The organism is Lentzea flava (genome assembly GCF_014648475.1).
Classification (GTDB): domain Bacteria; phylum Actinomycetota; class Actinomycetes; order Mycobacteriales; family Pseudonocardiaceae; genus Lentzea; species Lentzea flava.
This window is the reverse complement of sequence record NZ_BMRE01000004.1, coordinates 250041-265228: the sequence shown is the minus strand read 5'-3', so window position 1 is coordinate 265228 and position 15188 is coordinate 250041. Positions and strand designations below refer to the sequence as shown.

The following is a 15188-nucleotide window of genomic DNA, read 5'->3' as shown; positions in this document are numbered from 1 at the left end:
GCCCAAAACGCTCGTCCCGGACACACCGCGCTGGTTTCCTCGAAGCAGACCGAACCGGGGGAACTTCATATGCGCAAACATCTCTTCGGCGTGCTCGCCGCAGGTGTCGCACTGTCACTCGTCGCCGCAGGTCAGTCGGCTGCGGAACCCGTCGCGCAGCAGCTGAGCCAGCCCGAGCCGATGCTGGCTTTCCTGCCAGCGGAGGCCCAGGTCGACTGGGCCGCGGTGCAGCGGAACCGGGAGTCCCGCAAGCGGTCGCGGGCCGCCGCCAGGACCGCGGGCACGCCGTTGGCGTACACCGAGAAGGAAACCGCGCAGGGCGCCAACGACACGCCCGCGAAGGCCGAGCACGTGGCGGGCTTCGGCACCGGCAGGGGCAAGAACCCGAAGCTCACGCTCACCGGTGACCTCGCGGGCGACCCGACCATCCCCGCGGTGGCGCCGTTCGCCGAGACCAACGACGCCATCCCGCTCGGCAGCGACACCGGCGTGCCCGCGCGCGGCAGGGCCCTGCGCACCAACGGCACGATCGGCGACGGCCCGCACGGCAGCGGCGGCGACGGCACCGGCGACCACGACTTCTACCGGCTGTCGGGCGGCGCGAACGGAACGGTCGCGACCGTCGAGACGCACACGCCGACCGGTGACCTGGACACGCTGCTCGCCGCCTACAGCGCGGACGGCCAGCTCATCGCGCAGAACGACAACCTCGCGGGCGTCACCGACAGCAGGTTGCAGATCCCCGTGCCGGCCGGAACCGACGTCTTCGTCATGGTCGCCTCGTCCGGCCCCGGCGGCATCCCGGCCGACCCGATGAAGCCGGGCACCGGCAAGAGGGTTCTCACCGAGGGCCCGTACGACCTCACCATCGCGACCGGCGACGGCCAGGTGGACAGGGACTTCTTCGCCGTCGACCTGAAGGCGGGCGACGTGCTCGGCGCGTCCGCGGCCGGCAGGGCCACCAGGGTCATGATCCACGACCCGGCCGGGCGTGAGGTCTTCGGTTCGTCCCAGGACGCCAGCTTCCTGTACGCCGAGAACTCGCCGATGCCCGCCGGTGGCAACGCCGTCGCCGACTTCGTGGCGCCGAAGGACGGCCGCTACACCGTCGGCGTCGAGAACGGTGAGGGCCGCTACGACGTCACGGTCGAGGCCTACCGTCCCGGTTCGGAGCTCAACCCGCGGCCCGAGGTGCTGACGGTCTTCCTCGACTTCAACGGCGCGCGCGTCAACACCCGGATCTACGGCGCCGAACCGGCCGGCAACCGGGACCTCTCGCCGCTCAGGAAGTTCCTGCCCGGCTGGGGACTCACCGACGCCGACGAGAACGCGGTGATCGACGCCGTGATCGCGTCCGTGCGCGAGAACATCGAGCACGACCTGGCCCACAAGGGCACCAACAGGCGGTTCTCGGTGCGGATCCTCAACAGCCGCGACCACGCCGACCCGTGGGGTCAGCCGAACGTCAGCAGGGTGGTCGTCGGCGGCTCGATCGCCGAGTCCGGCATCCCCACCGTCGGCATCGCGCAGTCGATCGACGCGGGCAACTTCGGCAAGGAGGAGACCGCGCTGGTGCTGCTGGACGTGCTCAGCCTCCCCGCAGGCCAGTCCCGCACCTCGCTGAACACCTACATCACCCCGGCCACCACCAACAAGCAGGCGTTCATCGGCAGGGCGATCGGCAACATCGTCGCCCACGAGGCCGGGCACATGTCGGGCAGCTGGCACCAGGACCAGTTCAACGCGGTCGACAGCCTCATGGACCAGGGCGGCAACCCGAAGGGCATGTTCGGGGTCGGTCCCGACGGTGTCGGCGGCACGGCGGACGACATCGACGTCGACTTCCAGGAGGACGTGCTCAACCCCAACGAGGGCTTCACGGGGATCGAGGACTCCCTCAACCGCACCGCGTGGGCGTACACCCGAGGCAGCAACTGACGGTCCGATTTCCGCCAGAACTCGAAAGCGATCTCCGCCAGGCTCGTCCACATGGGATCACTTGACGGAAGAGCAGCCCTGATCACCGGTGGCAGCCGGGGAATCGGGGCTGCTGTGGCGGACAAGCTCGCCGCACTGGGCGCGCGAGTGGCAGTGACGTACCAGAACACCAAGCCGGACAACGGGTTCGGCATCCAGGCGGACAGCGCCGACCCGGAAGCCGTTGTGGCGGCGGTGGAAGAGGCCGCGGCCGAGTTCGGACGGCTCGACATCCTCGTGAACAACGCGGGTGTGTTCCAGGTCGGACCGTTGGAAGACATGGGCCAGGAAGAGTTCGACCGCACGATGGCGGTGAACGTGCGCGCGCCGTTTCTCGCGTCACGAGCGGCGGCGCGGCACATGCGCGAGGGTGGGCGCATCATCAGCATCGGCAGCAATGTCGCTGTGTACGCACCATTTCCCGGCTTCGCGCTGTACTCCGCCAGCAAGACGGCTCTCATCGGTATGACGAAGGGCCTCGCACGTGAACTGGGGCCACGAGGCATCACGGCGAACATCGTCAACCCCGGTCCCACCAACACGGACATGAATCCGGAGGACGGGCCGATGGCGGAGACGATCAGGGGGCTGACCGCGCTGGGACGCTACGGACAGCCGGCGGAGATCGCCGAACTCGTCGCGGCGTTGGCCGGTGCTGCCGGTGCGTACGTCACCGGTGCCAGCATCAACGCCGACGGTGGATTCACCGTGTAGCTCAAAGCGAATCCGCAGCCGCAGAGGCCGGGTGCCCGCGGTGCACCCGGCCTCGCGTCACGCCCAGCTGACCGGCAGGGCGTGCACGCCGTAGATGTTCATGTCGGTCCTGAGCTTCACGTCACGGGCGGGCACCGCGAGACGCAGGCCGGGGAACCGGCGCAGCAGCCCCTCGAACCCGGCCCGCATCTCGATGCGGGCCAGCTGCTGGCCCAGGCACTGGTGGATGCCGTGCCCGAACGACAGGTGCCCGCGTGCCTTGCGGTGCACGTCCAGCTCGTCGGCGTTCTCGAACTTGGCGGAGTCGTGGTTGCCCGCCAGCAGCGAGATGACGACGGTCGACCCCGCGCGGATCGTCTGCCCGCCGAGTTCGACGTCCTCCGCGGCGTAACGGAGGAAGACGTCGGCGACGGCCAGGTAGCGCAGGAGTTCCTCGACGGCGTCCGGGATCAGTTCCGGGTGCGCCTGCAGCTCGGCCATCTGCGCGGGGTGCTCCAGCAGCGCGAAAGTGCCCAGTGCCAGCATGTTCGCCGTCGTCTCGTGGCCGGCGAGCAGCAGCAGGAACGACATGCCGATGAGTTCCTCGATGCTGAGGTCCTCGTCGCGGGCGAGATCGGACAGCAGGTCGTCGGCGGGTTCGGCGCGCTTGCGGGTGACGAGCTCGGCCAGGAACGTGGTCAGCGCCATGTACGCGGCCATCTTGTCCTCCAGGGTCACCTCCCGCTCCATGAACCTGGCGAAGTTGCTCTCGAACATCTCCCTTTCCTCGTAGGGAACTCCGAGCATCTCGCAGATCACCTGCGACGGCACCGGCAGTGCGAACTCCTGCACCAGGTCGACCGGAGGGGTCAGCTTCGCCATCGCGTCCAGCTGCCGTTCGGTGATCTCGATGACGCCCTCTTCGAGCGACTTCATCCGCTTGACGGTGAACGCGCCGGTGAGCTTGCGCCGCAACCGGGTGTGGTCCGGCGGGTCCATGCTGATGAACAGTCCCGGAGTCTGCGGGGACGGTTCGGTCTGCTCCGGCATGCCGGGCGTCGGGAACGGCACGTGCAGGATGCCGAGGTCCTGGCGGCTGCTGAACCTGGTGTCCGCCAGCACCTGTCGCACCTCGTCGTAGCCGGTGACCAGCCAGCCCTCGTGGCCGTCCGGGAAGAGCATCGGGCTGACCGGGCTGGTCTGGCGTAACAGCGTGATCCGGCTGGGCGGGTCGAACGGGGTGACGTCGCGCTCCATGGGAAGGCCTTGCTGCATCTCAGGTTCTCCTTCAGCGAGTGGATTCACGGTTGAAGAGCTTCTTCGACCACAGGTAGCCGCCTGCCCCGATGGCGACGCACCAGCCCAGCGCGATCCAGCCGCTGTTGCCGATCGGCGTGCCCATCAGCAGGCCGCGCAGCGCGTCGATGAACGGGGTGAACGGCTGGTACTCGGCGAACCAGCGCAGCACGGTGGGCATCGAGTCGGTCGGCACGAAACCGTTGCCGAAGAACGGGAGCAGGATGAGCGGCAGGCCGACGTTGCTCGATCCTTCGACCGTTTTGCTGGCCAGCCCGAGAGCAGCGGACAACCAGATCAGTGCGAAAGCCATGGCGACCAGCAGACCCGCCAGCGCGAGCCAGCCGAGCGCGCTCGCCTGCGGCCGGAAGCCGATGAGCATCGCGACACCGAAGACGAACGTCATCGCGAGCACCGTCTGGACCAGGCTGCCGACGACGTGTCCGGTCAGGACGGACACGCGGGCGATCGCCATGGTGCGGAAGCGGTCCACGATGCCCTCGGTCATGTCCAGCGCGATCGAGATGGTCGTGCCCTGCACCGCGGCGGTGATCGCCATCAGGATGATCGTCGGCGTCACGTAGTTCAGGTACTCCGCGCGTCCGCCGGACGGCCCGCCGAGGCCGGCGCCCAGCGTGCCGCCGAAGACGTAGACGAACAGCAGCAGGAAGACGACCGGCATCAGCAGGAGCTGGAAGGTCATCGACGGGTAGCGGATCATCCGCTTGAGGTTGCGGCGCACCATCGTCGCCGAATCGGTCAGTGCGTAGGTCATGGCTGGGCCACCTTGTCGGGGTTGCCGGTGAGGGCGAGGAAGACGTCGTCGAGGTCGGGGGTGTGCGTGCTGAGCGAGTCGACCAGCACCGCGTGCTCGTCGAGCCGGTCGAGCAGTGCCTTGAGCGAGCAGACACTGCCGTCGTTCGGCACCCGCAACGCGAGCGCCTCGCCGTCGCGGGTGGCGTTGCGCACGACCCGCGTGGCGGCTTCGAGGTGGCGGGGATCGTTGAACTGCAACAGGACGTGCCCGCCGGGGATGCGGCGCTTGAGCTCGTCCGCCGTGCCCTCGGCGACGATCTTCCCGTGGTCCAGCACCGCGATCCGGTCGGCGAGCTCGTCGGCCTCCTCCAGGTACTGGGTGGTGAGGAAGATCGTGACGCCGTCGGCCACCAGCCGCCGCACGATGTCCCACATGGCGCGGCGGCTGCGCGGGTCGAGACCGGTGGTCGGCTCGTCGAGGAAGATCACCTGCGGCGAGCCGACCAGCGTCATGGCGAGGTCGAGCCTGCGCCGCATGCCACCGGAGTAGGACGCCGCGGACTTGTCGGCCGCGTCGACGATGTCGAACTGCTCCAGCAACAGCTCGACCTTGCGCCTGCCCTCCACGCGACCGAGGTGGTGGAGGTCCGCCATCAGCTTCAGGTTCTCCCTGCCCGTCAACAGGTTGTCGACCGCGGAGAACTGGCCGGTGACGCCGATCGCGGCACGGACGGCGTCGGGATCGCTCGCCACGTCGTGGCCCGCGACCGATGCGCTGCCGCCGTCAGCCCTGATCAGCGTGGAGAGGATCTTGACCGTGGTGGTCTTGCCGGCGCCGTTCGCGCCGAGCAACGAGAAGACGGTGCCGCGCTGGACGTTCAGGTCGACGCCCTTCAGCACGACGTGGTCGCCGTAGGAGCGGCGCAGGCCGGTGGCCGTGATGGCGTTCATCGATTTCCCCTCAGGCACGGCGGATGGTGATGTCGCCGAAGGACGTGTGGGCGGTGATCTTGACGGTCTCGGTGGCGTCACCGGGGCCCTCGCTGGCGCCCAGCGAGTTGTGCACGCGGCCGAAGGCGGTCTTGGTGTCGAGCCAGGCCGCGGTGCCCTCGGCGATGCCGACCTCGATGCTGCCCATCGCGGTGCTCAGCGAGGCGGTGTCGCGCACGAGCTCGCCGATGGTGAGAGATCCCATGGCGCTCTTGGCTTCCAGCGCTCCGCCCACCCGCTCGGCGGTGATGTCGCCGTTGGCCGCGCGGGCCTTCAGGTCGCCGTCGACCGCGCCGATCTCGGTGTTGCCGTTGGAGTTGCGCACCGTCAACGACCCGGCGACCGAGCCGACGCGGACGTGGCCGCTGCCGGTCTTGACCTCGGCGTTGCCGGTGACGGCTCCGACGCGGACCTGACCGGCACCGGTGTCGATCTTCAACGGACCGGTGCGGTCGACGTGGACGTGCCCCGCGGACATGTCGATCTCGGTCTCCCCCAGCACGCCGGTGGTGCGGGTGCTGCCCGCCGTCACGTCGGCGTCCACTTTGGACCCCGTGGGCAGCTCGATCACGATGTCGACCGACCTGGTCTTCTTGGAGAAGTCGAACGTCCGCTTCGGCCCGCGGATCGTCAGCACGCCGTCGGCGTAGTCGACGCGCGTCTTCTGCGCGGCCTCGACGTCCGAGGAGTCCGACGGGTCGGACGGACGCACGTCGACCGTGGTGTCCCAGCGGTCGCTCGCGAGGATCTGCACGAAGCCCGCGTAGATGTCGAGCAGTACGGAAATGGGTTCTGGCGTGTCGTAAGAAGGCATGGCTGTCCCCTCAGAAGGTGTCGGAAGAACATCCCCGCAGGTCGGGGCGAAGTGGTGACGAGGTGTGGCTAGCGGACCCAGCCGACGAAACGCTGCGACGCGGGGGCTGGCCCACCGGTGAGCGTTTCGGTACCGGTCTTCGGCGCCAGCTGGGCGGACGCGGCCCGCACGAGCCACGCGTTGACCGAGCGGCCCTCCTTGGCCGCCGCCTCGTCGATCGCCGCCTTGAGCTGTTCGGGCAGACGGACGTTGATGCGCACGGTGGCGCCGTCCTCGAAGCCGGCCGCCACGTCCTCGGCAGGAGGTGCCGCGACGGGCTCCGGCGTGGCGGCGGCCGGCTGCTCCACCGGCCGCCGCGTCACGACGAACTTGGGGTCCCTGCCCCGCAGCAGCACCTGCACCGAGTCCGGTGCCAGGTCCGCGGTGATCTCGTCGGCGGCGGCGGACAGCGCCTCGAGCAGCGCCAGCCGGATCGCCGACTCCATCGACACGGTCAACCGCTCGACCAGTGCGCTCGCCTCTTCACCACCGGCTTCGACCGCGGTGAGGAGCTCGCGGCCGAGGGAGGCCACATACGGGGTCAGATCCATGGCACCACTATGGCACACGGTGGCACCACCAGCAAGCAATTCTGGCTCAGCTTGGCACCATTTTGGCTCACCGCAGGTCAGAACGGGTGCCATCCGATGTCAACCGGGACCCGGAGTTGGTCGTCTACCTCATCGTGCAACGAGAGAAGAGCGCCGACTTCGACCGGTTCGTGCTCGACCGGTCGACCGCGCTGCTGCGCACAGCCGTGCTTCTGGTGGGGGACGTCGGTCATGCCGAGGACATCCTGCAGACGGCGCTGCTGCGGCTGGCGACGCGCTGGAAGTCCGTCCACACCGCACCCGAGGCGTTCGTCCGCACGGTGCTCGTCAACCTGGCGCGCGACCGGTGGCGACGAGCCCGCAGACGCGTGTCCGAGGAGGAGCTGACCAACGCCGGGCACGTCACGGACGGCCGCGACCCTGCCGACACCGTGGTCGACCGCGACGCGCTGCGCCGGGCGTTGGCGACGCTGCCCGCCCGGCAGCGGGAGGTGGTGGTGCTGCGGTTCTTCGCCGACCTGTCGGTCGCGGAGACGGCACAGACGCTGCGCACCTCGGAGGGGACCGTCAAAGCGCACACGAGCCGGGCCGTCGCACGGCTGCGCCAGCTGCTCGGGGAACAGATCACGGAGAACGTTCATGGTGTCTGAAAACGACCTGCTCGACGACGTGCGCACCGTGCTGCGCGCCGAGGTCTCCGGCGTGACCGCGAACCCAGCGGCACTCCTCGCCTCGGTGAAGCGCAAGCGGGCCCGCCGCTTCACGCCGTGGCTCGGTGCGGGCCTGGTCGCCGCGGCGGCAGCGGCCGCCTTCGTCCTGGTGCCGCAACGACAGCCCGCGGCCCCCGTCGAGGTCGCGCACGTGCTGGAACGGACCGATGCCGCACTGGAAGGCCTGCGCGGCATGGTGATCCACGAACAGGGCCCGTCAGCCGAGGGCGAGAAGTACTTCCAGCCGGGAGAGCGGGGCCTGAGCGAACGGTGGCACGCGGCCGACGGCAGCGCGTTCCGCTACCGGGCTTCCGTCGGCGGCAGGACGATCGTGGATCTGAGCCGCTCGGCCGCCGGTGACGTCTTCGTCGACCACCGGGCCCGCACGTTCCGCAAGCAGCAGGGGGAAACCCCGGAGGACGACGTCTGGACCCCGGACAAGATCAAGGCCGCGATCAAGGACGGCCGGATCACCGTCGCCGGGCCCGGCGAGGAGATCAACGGCAAGCAGACCGTCCGGCTGACCATCGCCGCGGGCAAGGGAGAAGTGCCGGCCGAGATGTGGGTCGACGCCACCTCGTACCTCCCGCTGCGCTGGCGTTGGGCGCAGGACGGCGCGACGACGTTCGACGTGACGTGGCTGCCGCCCACCCCGGAGAACCTCGCCCAGCTGAAGACCGCCATCCCGGACGGGTTCACCGAGGTCAGGTGAACAAGGGTGGAGCGCCGGGTGGCGCTCCACCACTCACATCCGCGCGTAGGCCTCCGCGACCGCACCGAACGCCGCCTTGGGTTCCCAGTGCAGGTCGTCGTAGACCTTCACGATCCCGGGACTGGCCATGTCGAGGTCACGGCTCGGCTCGTCCGGCCGGTGCGGATAGCTGGTGAGCGCGAACATGTACACGAACGCGCTGTCCACCCCCTCGGCCTCGAAGATCTCCAGCACCTCGCGCAGGTACGCGGCCTGCTCCTGCTCGTCGCGGACGTAGCCGTCCTTCACCCGCACCGGCAGCCCGGCCTCGTCGTGCTCGACGATCTCCATGCTGCGCGGCGCGACGGCACCCGACCCGCGCCAGGCCGCGGTGCCGAACCCGGTGATCGCCACCGGCTTTCCTTGCGCCACAACGTTTCTGATGCTGGCCGCGTACCGGTCGGCAACCTCCGCCGACCTGATCAGCTCGAACGAGCTGATGTCGAACAGGCTCCAGTCGACCCGCTCGAACGGGATGCAGGCGTAGGTGATCTTCCCGCCGAACTCCGCGCGGATCGCACTCACGGCCTCGGCCAGGAACGCGTTGAGCCGCGAACTGACCTCCTGCAGCTGCCCGGTCTGACCGAACAGGCGGGTCACCCGGTCCATCACGTCGTCGCCTGGCAGGAACCCGTCGTTCATGATGCTCAGCTCGACGCCAGCGACGAACACGACTTCGGCGCCGTCGACGCGGATCCGCTCGGCCCGGCGCGCGCAGTCGGTGAACAGCTCCAGGATCTCGGCCGGGGTCAGCTCCAGCGGGTACGGCGAGAACCAGACCTCCAGTCCCAGCGAGGCCGCGACGCGCGCGGCCTCCTCCAGCCGCTGCGGTGATCCCCCGACGAGATGAACGGCGTTGCAGTGCAGCTCGTCCCTGATGACCCGCAGATCCCGCGCGACCACGTCGAGATCGAACTCCGGCACGGAGATCTCGCCGTGCCGCACGAAACCGGTGTCGTACGCGATGCCCTTGGCACGCATGAGGTGCCCCCTTCCACTCTCGGCGGTCCGAGACTAGAAGAGAAAAGTGCGTGCGCGCAAGTTTTCGTTCACGCAGGTTCAGGTGGGCCAGACCAGCAGCACCGGGCAGCTCGCGTGGTCGACGACGAACCGGGTCGCCGGGCCCAGGCTGCGCGGCCCCGCGTGGCTGACGTCGCCGTCCCGGCACAGCACGAGCAACGACGCGTTCTCCGCAGCCGCAACGACTTCGTGCTCCACCCGGCCGACTCGGGCGGATGTGGTGCACGGCTTGCCCAGACGCTCGGCGGCCGCCTTCAGCAGCCCGGCGGCGTGGTCGGCGGCGAGGTCGTCGACCTGCCTGCCGGGATCGCGCGACGGGTGGCGGCCGAAGAGCCCGGCGAACGCCCCGTGGGCGGCACCGGGCACGTCGTGGTCGCTGACGTGCAGCAGCAGGAACTCGGACCCGTGCGCACGCGCCGCGTCGACGCAGGACTGCCAGGTGTCGTCGGCGATCCACACGACCACCGTCATGGTCAACCTCCGATCACGTGCAGGGACGCCCACAGTGCCACGACCGCGCCGACCAGCGTGGCAGGCACGGCGAGCACGCCCAGCCTGGTGAACTCCGCCAGGTTCACCTCGGTGTCGTGGTCGTGCACGATCCGCCGCCACAGCAACGTTGCGAGCGATCCGGCGTAGGTGAGGTTCGGCCCCAGGTTCACGCCCAGCAGCACCGCCAGCACCGCGCCGGACCCGAGCGGCACGACCAGCGGCAGCAGCACGAGCACGGCGGGCAGGTTGTTGATCACGTTGGCCAGCACGGCCGCCACCGCCGCGCCCCCGAGCAACGCCGGCAGCCCGTTGCCGCTCGGCAGGACGTGCCGCAGCGCGTCGTCGAGCCCGTTGTCGACCACCGCCCGCACCACGACACCCAGCCCGAGCACGAACGCGAGGAACGGCAGCGAAGCCGCCTGCACGATCTTGGCCGGCGACGTGCGGCGCCGGGCCAGCGCACGCACCGCCATCGCCACGGCACCGGCGCACGCGGCCCACGCCGGGTCGATCCCGGTGGCCGACGCCACCACGAACCCCGCCAGCGTCAACCCGACCGTGACGAGCGCGAACACCGGCAGCTCCCGCGCGGGAGCGGCGTCCGACGGGTGCACCGGCGCGTCGAGATCAGTCCGGAAGAACCGCCGGAACACCACGTACTCCACCGCGATCGCCACCACCCACGGCAACGCCATCAACGCCGCGAACCGCGTGAAGCTCAGCCCGCTCGACGCGAACGCCAGCAGGTTCGTCAGGTTCGACACCGGCAGCAGCAACGACGCGCTGTTGGACAGGTGCGTGCACGCGTAGACGTGCGGCTTCGGCCGCACCCCGAGCTGGGCGGCGGTCGCGAACACCACGGGTGTGAGCAGCACGACCGTCGCGTCCAGGCTGAGCACCGCCGTGATCACCGACGCCGTGACGAACACACCGCCCAGCAACGTCCGCGGCCGCCCACCGGACGCCCGCGCCATCCACGTGCCGCAGGCGTGGAAGAGCCCTTCGTCGTCGCACAGCTGCGCGAGCACGAGGATCGCGGCCAGGAACCCGATCACGGGCCCCAGCCGCACCGCCTCGTCCACGACGTGGTCTCCCGGCAGGGCGCCGACCAGCACGACGAGGACGGCCGCGGGCACCGCCACGGCCGCCTCGGGCAGGCCCCACGGTCGAACGACCGCGCAGACCAGCACGGCCACCAGGAGCAGGATGGAAAGCGCCAGCACGGCGCAAACGCTAGGTCATCCAGCGGATCACCGTAACCGCGGTCGCAACGGCGACGACTTGCCGAACATGAGGCGATTAGCAGTACTGCTGGCACTTGTCCTGCTCTCCCCCACCCCGGCGTTCGCGGCCGACAACCCGCAGGCCACCCTCTTCTCCCCGACCGCGGAAGCCTCCGTCGCACTCGGCGAACCGCTGCTCGTCATCGGCGGCGCCTACAACGGCGAGGCAGGCGGCATCACCGAGGTCGAGATCTCCACGGACGACGGCGCGACCTGGGCGTCGACCGACGCCCACACCGAGAGCTGGACGTTCGTGTTCACCCCCGACACCCAGGGCCCGGTGACGATCAAGGCGCGCGCCCACACCGCGTCGACCGCCGGCCCCATCACCGTCTCGCGCACGATCCACGTCGGCGGCACCACCCTGCCGCCGGTGCCGCACGAGACTTTCCTCGCTCTGCAGCACATCCCGAAGCCCGTCGTGAGGGACATCGACGACCAGGCCGTGGAGCTCGGCGTCCGCACCACCGTCGACCGCCCGGGATCGCTGGTCGGCATGCACCTCCGGCGGGGCAACTACACAGGTCCCGTGACGGCACGGGTGTGGTCGTCGAACGGCGTCCTGCTGGCCGTGCAGGAGGCGCCCGGCGCCGAGTACGGGCAACGGATCGACTTCAGCACACCGGTTCCCGTCGCACCGGGCAACGAGTACGTCGTCTCCTACTACACGCCGTCAGGTGGTTACCTCTCAACGGAAAGCTACTTCGTGGGCCGCCTCGCGCAGACCCCGTTCCACACGCCGGTGAACGCCGGCGTGTACCGCTACGGCGGCGGATTCCCCTCCGAGACGTGGAACGCCAGCAACTACTGGATCCAGCCGATCTTCCAGTCCTAATCGCCGGGAACCACCTGACGCTTCAGCACCTTCTCCGTGCCCCCGGTCGCGTCGAGCAGCCGGATCAGCGCCCGCTTCGCCGCGGCGTCACCGGGCACGTCCAGCTCGCGCCGGAGCCGGCGGCTGTCCTCGACCAGCTGCCGGCCGCGAGCGGTGAGCCGTGCCCGGCGCACCCTGCTGTCCACCGGGTCCGGCACCCGTTCGACGTAGCCGAGGCGTTCCAGTTCGAGCAGCTGCTTGGACGCGGCCTGCTGGGTGACGCCGAGCAGCTCCCCCAGCTCCGACACCGTCGGCGCGCCCTCGATCAGGTGCTGGATCACGTAGCCGTGCGAGATGCGGACACCGGCGTGCCCGATCTCGTGCAGCCGCGCCAGGATCGCGTCGTTCGCGGAGCTGCCCGCCAGGTAGGCGAGGGTCGCGAGGTCGAGCCGCATCAGGTCCACAGCAGGCATCCTAAACATTGACAACCACAGTTGTACAACTATGGTTGTGCACATGGACGCCATCCACGCACTGCACCGAGCCCTCGAAGCCGGACGGTCCGGCGACGAGCTGCGCCAGTACTTCACCGCCGACGCTGTGACGGTCGAGCACCCGAACCTGATCAAGCCGATGGGCGAGCGAATGCCGTTGGCCGCGATGCTGACGGCCTCCGCCAAGGGCGCGGAGTTGTTGTCCAGCCAGAAGTACGACGTGCACTCGACCCTGCGGTCCGGCGACACCGCGATCGTCCGCCTGACGTGGACCGGCGTGCTGCGGACAGGTGACCAGCTCGTCGCGCACATCGCGCAGTTCTTCGAGTTGCGCGACGGGCTGATCAGCTCCATCGAGACGTACGACTGCTACGAACCGTTCTGAGTGGAACAGATCGCCTGATTCCGAACTGCCGGCTACCTCGGTGAGAAGGTCCGCGCCTCCGCCGATGTGCGTGCAGCGGATCGAACGCACGGGCCGTGGCCAGTACACGGTCTACTTCGCCGATCTGATCGACCGGTGCGCGGTTCTCGCGAACGTGGGTGAGCCGGGCAGGAGCAACGGCTTCGACTACGAGCCCGCGCTGGTCTGGGTCACGCCGCGAGCGTCTCGGTGCAGATCACCACCGTCACGCTCACCAGGGCGTCCATCGACCGCCCCGTCCACCTCCAGGTGGTGTGCTGACCCGCATACCGCTCACATACCGGCTCTCATATCCCGGAGGTGTTGCCTGTCGGCGTTCCTCGACGAAGGGAGACCGGCGATGGCCGGCGAGAAGCAGTACAGCCGCCGCGCGATGGGCAAGCTCGCGGCGGGTGCCATCGCGGCGGCGGGCGTGGCGTCGCTGCCTGGGCAGGCCTCGGCGGCCCCGCACTACCGGGCGCACGGCCCGTTGCTCACCGACGGCTACCAGACCTGGCTCGACGCCATCACCAACCAGGCGGCCAACCTCGCCAAGGTCGTCACCGGCTGGGGCATGCCCGGCCCGTGGGCCAACTACCCCGACCACGTGTGGACCGCCTGCGGCGCAACGAACTTCCTCATCGTCCGGACGGTCACGGGCGACACCGACAACGTGATCGACCCGAACCGGGCGGTCGCCGAGATCCGCGACTCGCGCTTCTTCGAGTACAAGAAGATCCGCTCCGGCGCGGACAAGTGCATCATCGAGCTGGGCAACGAGCCGAACATCCGCGTCGCCGACCCGTGGGTCTACGGTTACAACCTCAGCGTCACGATCGACCGCATCCGGGAGACCTTCCCCGGAGCCAAGATCTGCGGCACCGCGCTCTCGCCGAACAAGGGCACGAACCCCGACACGTGGTACGCCAACCCGAACTTCGTCGACGCCGTCAAGAAGTGCGACTTCGTCGGCGTGCACTTCTACAGCAACCCCGACGACGGCAGCTTCACCCGCCAGGGCAGCTACAACGAGCTGACCTACGCCGAAACCCTGTCGCGGTGCGCCTCGAAGTGGCCGGGCAAGCCGGTGATCGCCACCGAGTACTCGATCAGGACCACCGCGCTCACCCCGTACCAGAAGGGCTACAAGTACGGGAACCTCATCCACTTCGACGACTCGGTGGCCGGCAGCCTGTGGGGCGCCACGTACTACCACGTGCAGACGAATCCGGGCGGCGTCGACTACCACGAAAACGTCGGCTCCGAGGGTGCCCGCGGCTACCGCAAGCGCCTGAGCGAAGGAGGCCTCTGAGGTAGACTGAAAGCCTTCTACCTGGGGGTTTTCATGCAGCGGCACATCCGTTCGGTCGACGACGTCCTCGTTCTGCTCGACGGTCTCTTCGCACCGGAAGCCGACCGCTGGACCGAGCGCGCGGGCGACTGGTGGGACCGCTTCTACGCGGACCGGGACCGCGAGGTCCCGTTCTTCGTGGCCAAGCCGGACGAGAACCTGGTGAGCTACGTCGACCGCGGCCTGCTCCGTGCGGGCCGGGCGCTCGACGTGGGCTGCGGGCCGGGCCGCAACGCCATCTTCCTGGCGCGCAACGGGTTCGAGGTCGACGCCGTGGACATCTCGGCCACGGCCATCGCGTGGGCGTCCGAACGCGGCGAGGGCCTGGACGTCCGGTTCCGCCACGGCGACGCGTTCGCCACCGAGGGCACGTACGACCTGATCTACGACTCTGGCTGCTTCCACCACCTGCCACCGCACCGCCGGATCAGCTACCTCGCACTGCTGGACCGCGCGCTCGCGCCCGGCGGCCACTTCGCGCTGACCTGCTTCACCGCCGAGGAGGGCACCGCCACGCCGGACGCGGAGCTGTACCGGCAGGCCGGCCTGAACGGCGGCGTCGGCTACCACCCCGAGGACCTGCGGTGGATCTTCCAGGATTTCGTCGAGGTCGAGCTGCGCCGGATGACGGAGGAACCCGCCTCGTCCGCCGCGTTCGGGAAGTCCTTCCTCTGGACGGCGTTGTTCCGAAAGGACTGACGCGCTCCCAGCGGACGCACGTGTCCGGCAGGCGGAAAAGCCGGACGTCGCCACC

The 15188-nt window shown here is 69.4% G+C and carries 17 protein-coding genes; 8 read left to right on the top strand and 9 right to left on the bottom strand.

Going from position 1 to position 15188, the window contains the following annotated elements:
• Nucleotides 1-69: 69 nt before the first annotated feature.
• Together IEZ09_RS09460 and IEZ09_RS09455 are read left to right on the top strand one after the other, a co-directional pair.
• A complete protein-coding gene (locus IEZ09_RS09460; RefSeq protein WP_189253210.1) occupies nt 70-1938 on the top strand; it encodes a hypothetical protein in 1869 nt (622 codons plus the stop codon).
• A 51-nt stretch (nt 1939-1989) separates the two neighbouring features.
• Nucleotides 1990-2691, top strand: a complete 702-nt coding sequence (locus IEZ09_RS09455) for an SDR family NAD(P)-dependent oxidoreductase (RefSeq protein ID WP_189253209.1) — start codon at nt 1990-1992, stop codon at nt 2689-2691.
• A 57-nt stretch (nt 2692-2748) separates the two neighbouring features.
• Here the strand turns inward: IEZ09_RS09455 and IEZ09_RS09450 are convergent, their stop codons facing one another.
• The 5 genes from IEZ09_RS09450 to IEZ09_RS09430 form a co-directional block, all read right to left on the bottom strand.
• The gene (locus IEZ09_RS09450) at nt 2749-3945 is read right to left on the bottom strand and encodes a cytochrome P450 (protein WP_229812389.1); all 1197 of its coding nucleotides are present in this window, start codon (nt 3943-3945) and stop codon (nt 2749-2751) included.
• 13 nt (nt 3946-3958) lie between these two features.
• Entirely contained in the window at nt 3959-4741 is a 783-nt protein-coding gene (locus IEZ09_RS09445; protein WP_189253208.1) for an ABC transporter permease, read from the bottom strand.
• Complete coding sequence (locus IEZ09_RS09440; protein ID WP_189253207.1) at nt 4738-5673, bottom strand: ATP-binding cassette domain-containing protein; 936 nt, start codon at nt 5671-5673, stop codon at nt 4738-4740. Before IEZ09_RS09440 ends, IEZ09_RS09445 begins: the two co-directional genes overlap by 4 nt.
• A 10-nt stretch (nt 5674-5683) precedes the next feature.
• Nucleotides 5684-6526, bottom strand: coding sequence for a DUF4097 family beta strand repeat-containing protein (locus IEZ09_RS09435; RefSeq protein ID WP_189253206.1), 843 nt, complete (start codon nt 6524-6526; stop codon nt 5684-5686).
• 68 nt (nt 6527-6594) lie between these two features.
• Nucleotides 6595-7116 (bottom strand): ribbon-helix-helix domain-containing protein, encoded by a 522-nt coding sequence (locus tag IEZ09_RS09430; RefSeq protein WP_189253205.1) that lies wholly within the window; start codon nt 7114-7116, stop codon nt 6595-6597.
• A gap of 86 nt (nt 7117-7202) precedes the next feature.
• On the opposite strand from IEZ09_RS09430, the gene IEZ09_RS09425 reads away from it, so the two are divergent.
• Together IEZ09_RS09425 and IEZ09_RS09420 are read left to right on the top strand one after the other, a co-directional pair.
• Nucleotides 7203-7766, top strand: a complete 564-nt coding sequence (locus IEZ09_RS09425; protein ID WP_229812388.1) for a SigE family RNA polymerase sigma factor — start codon at nt 7203-7205, stop codon at nt 7764-7766.
• The gene (locus IEZ09_RS09420) at nt 7756-8538 is read left to right on the top strand and encodes a hypothetical protein (protein WP_189253204.1); all 783 of its coding nucleotides are present in this window, start codon (nt 7756-7758) and stop codon (nt 8536-8538) included. Before IEZ09_RS09425 ends, IEZ09_RS09420 begins: the two co-directional genes overlap by 11 nt.
• A 33-nt stretch (nt 8539-8571) precedes the next feature.
• On the opposite strand, the gene IEZ09_RS09415 is transcribed toward IEZ09_RS09420, so the two are convergent.
• From IEZ09_RS09415 to IEZ09_RS09405, 3 genes are all read right to left on the bottom strand, one after another.
• Entirely contained in the window at nt 8572-9558 is a 987-nt protein-coding gene (locus tag IEZ09_RS09415; RefSeq protein WP_189253203.1) for a glycoside hydrolase family 113 protein, read from the bottom strand.
• A gap of 78 nt (nt 9559-9636) precedes the next feature.
• The gene (locus IEZ09_RS09410) at nt 9637-10068 is read right to left on the bottom strand and encodes a universal stress protein (protein WP_189253202.1); all 432 of its coding nucleotides are present in this window, start codon (nt 10066-10068) and stop codon (nt 9637-9639) included.
• Nucleotides 10069-10070: 2 nt separating this feature from the next.
• Nucleotides 10071-11312, bottom strand: a complete 1242-nt coding sequence (locus IEZ09_RS09405) for an SLC13 family permease (RefSeq protein WP_189253201.1) — start codon at nt 11310-11312, stop codon at nt 10071-10073.
• A 67-nt stretch (nt 11313-11379) separates the two neighbouring features.
• Here IEZ09_RS09405 and IEZ09_RS09400 point away from each other — a divergent pair, with 67 nt between their 5' ends.
• Entirely contained in the window at nt 11380-12207 is an 828-nt protein-coding gene (locus tag IEZ09_RS09400) for a DUF4082 domain-containing protein (protein WP_189253200.1), read from the top strand.
• Here IEZ09_RS09400 and IEZ09_RS09395 read toward each other — a convergent pair.
• Nucleotides 12204-12641 carry a MarR family winged helix-turn-helix transcriptional regulator gene (locus IEZ09_RS09395; protein ID WP_229812395.1) on the bottom strand — a complete coding sequence of 146 codons (438 nt, stop codon included), beginning with the start codon at nt 12639-12641 and terminating at the stop codon, nt 12204-12206. The genes IEZ09_RS09400 and IEZ09_RS09395 overlap by 4 nt on opposite strands.
• Nucleotides 12642-12702: 61 nt before the next feature.
• Here IEZ09_RS09395 and IEZ09_RS09390 point away from each other — a divergent pair, with 61 nt between their 5' ends.
• The 3 genes from IEZ09_RS09390 to IEZ09_RS09380 all read left to right on the top strand — a co-directional run bounded on the left by IEZ09_RS09390 (nt 12703) and on the right by IEZ09_RS09380 (nt 15133).
• On the top strand, nt 12703-13065 hold the full coding sequence (locus tag IEZ09_RS09390; protein ID WP_189253198.1) for a nuclear transport factor 2 family protein: 363 nt from the start codon (nt 12703-12705) through the stop codon (nt 13063-13065).
• A gap of 379 nt (nt 13066-13444) precedes the next feature.
• A complete protein-coding gene (locus IEZ09_RS09385) occupies nt 13445-14395 on the top strand; it encodes a glycoside hydrolase 5 family protein (protein WP_189253197.1) in 951 nt (316 codons plus the stop codon).
• Nucleotides 14396-14428: 33 nt separating this feature from the next.
• Nucleotides 14429-15133 (top strand): class I SAM-dependent methyltransferase, encoded by a 705-nt coding sequence (locus IEZ09_RS09380; protein ID WP_189253196.1) that lies wholly within the window; start codon nt 14429-14431, stop codon nt 15131-15133.
• Nucleotides 15134-15188 lie beyond the last annotated feature (55 nt).

Bases quoted from the DNA above. Each gene is read 5' to 3' on its own strand.
- IEZ09_RS09460 (WP_189253210.1), top strand. From the start codon at position 70: ATGCGCAAACATCTCTTCGGCGTGCTCGCCGCAGGTGTCGCACTGTCA.
- IEZ09_RS09455 (WP_189253209.1), top strand. From the start codon at position 1,990: ATGGGATCACTTGACGGAAGAGCAGCCCTGATCACCGGTGGCAGCCGG.
- IEZ09_RS09450 (WP_229812389.1), bottom strand. From the start codon at position 3,945: ATGCAGCAAGGCCTTCCCATGGAGCGCGACGTCACCCCGTTCGACCCG.
- IEZ09_RS09445 (WP_189253208.1), bottom strand. From the start codon at position 4,741: ATGACCTACGCACTGACCGATTCGGCGACGATGGTGCGCCGCAACCTC.
- IEZ09_RS09440 (WP_189253207.1), bottom strand. From the start codon at position 5,673: ATGAACGCCATCACGGCCACCGGCCTGCGCCGCTCCTACGGCGACCAC.
- IEZ09_RS09435 (WP_189253206.1), bottom strand. From the start codon at position 6,526: ATGCCTTCTTACGACACGCCAGAACCCATTTCCGTACTGCTCGACATC.
- IEZ09_RS09430 (WP_189253205.1), bottom strand. From the start codon at position 7,116: ATGGATCTGACCCCGTATGTGGCCTCCCTCGGCCGCGAGCTCCTCACC.
- IEZ09_RS09420 (WP_189253204.1), top strand. From the start codon at position 7,756: ATGGTGTCTGAAAACGACCTGCTCGACGACGTGCGCACCGTGCTGCGC.
- IEZ09_RS09415 (WP_189253203.1), bottom strand. From the start codon at position 9,558: ATGCGTGCCAAGGGCATCGCGTACGACACCGGTTTCGTGCGGCACGGC.
- IEZ09_RS09410 (WP_189253202.1), bottom strand. From the start codon at position 10,068: ATGACGGTGGTCGTGTGGATCGCCGACGACACCTGGCAGTCCTGCGTC.
- IEZ09_RS09400 (WP_189253200.1), top strand. From the start codon at position 11,380: ATGAGGCGATTAGCAGTACTGCTGGCACTTGTCCTGCTCTCCCCCACC.
- IEZ09_RS09395 (WP_229812395.1), bottom strand. From the start codon at position 12,641: ATGCGGCTCGACCTCGCGACCCTCGCCTACCTGGCGGGCAGCTCCGCG.
- IEZ09_RS09390 (WP_189253198.1), top strand. From the start codon at position 12,703: ATGGACGCCATCCACGCACTGCACCGAGCCCTCGAAGCCGGACGGTCC.
- IEZ09_RS09385 (WP_189253197.1), top strand. From the start codon at position 13,445: ATGGCCGGCGAGAAGCAGTACAGCCGCCGCGCGATGGGCAAGCTCGCG.
- IEZ09_RS09380 (WP_189253196.1), top strand. From the start codon at position 14,429: ATGCAGCGGCACATCCGTTCGGTCGACGACGTCCTCGTTCTGCTCGAC.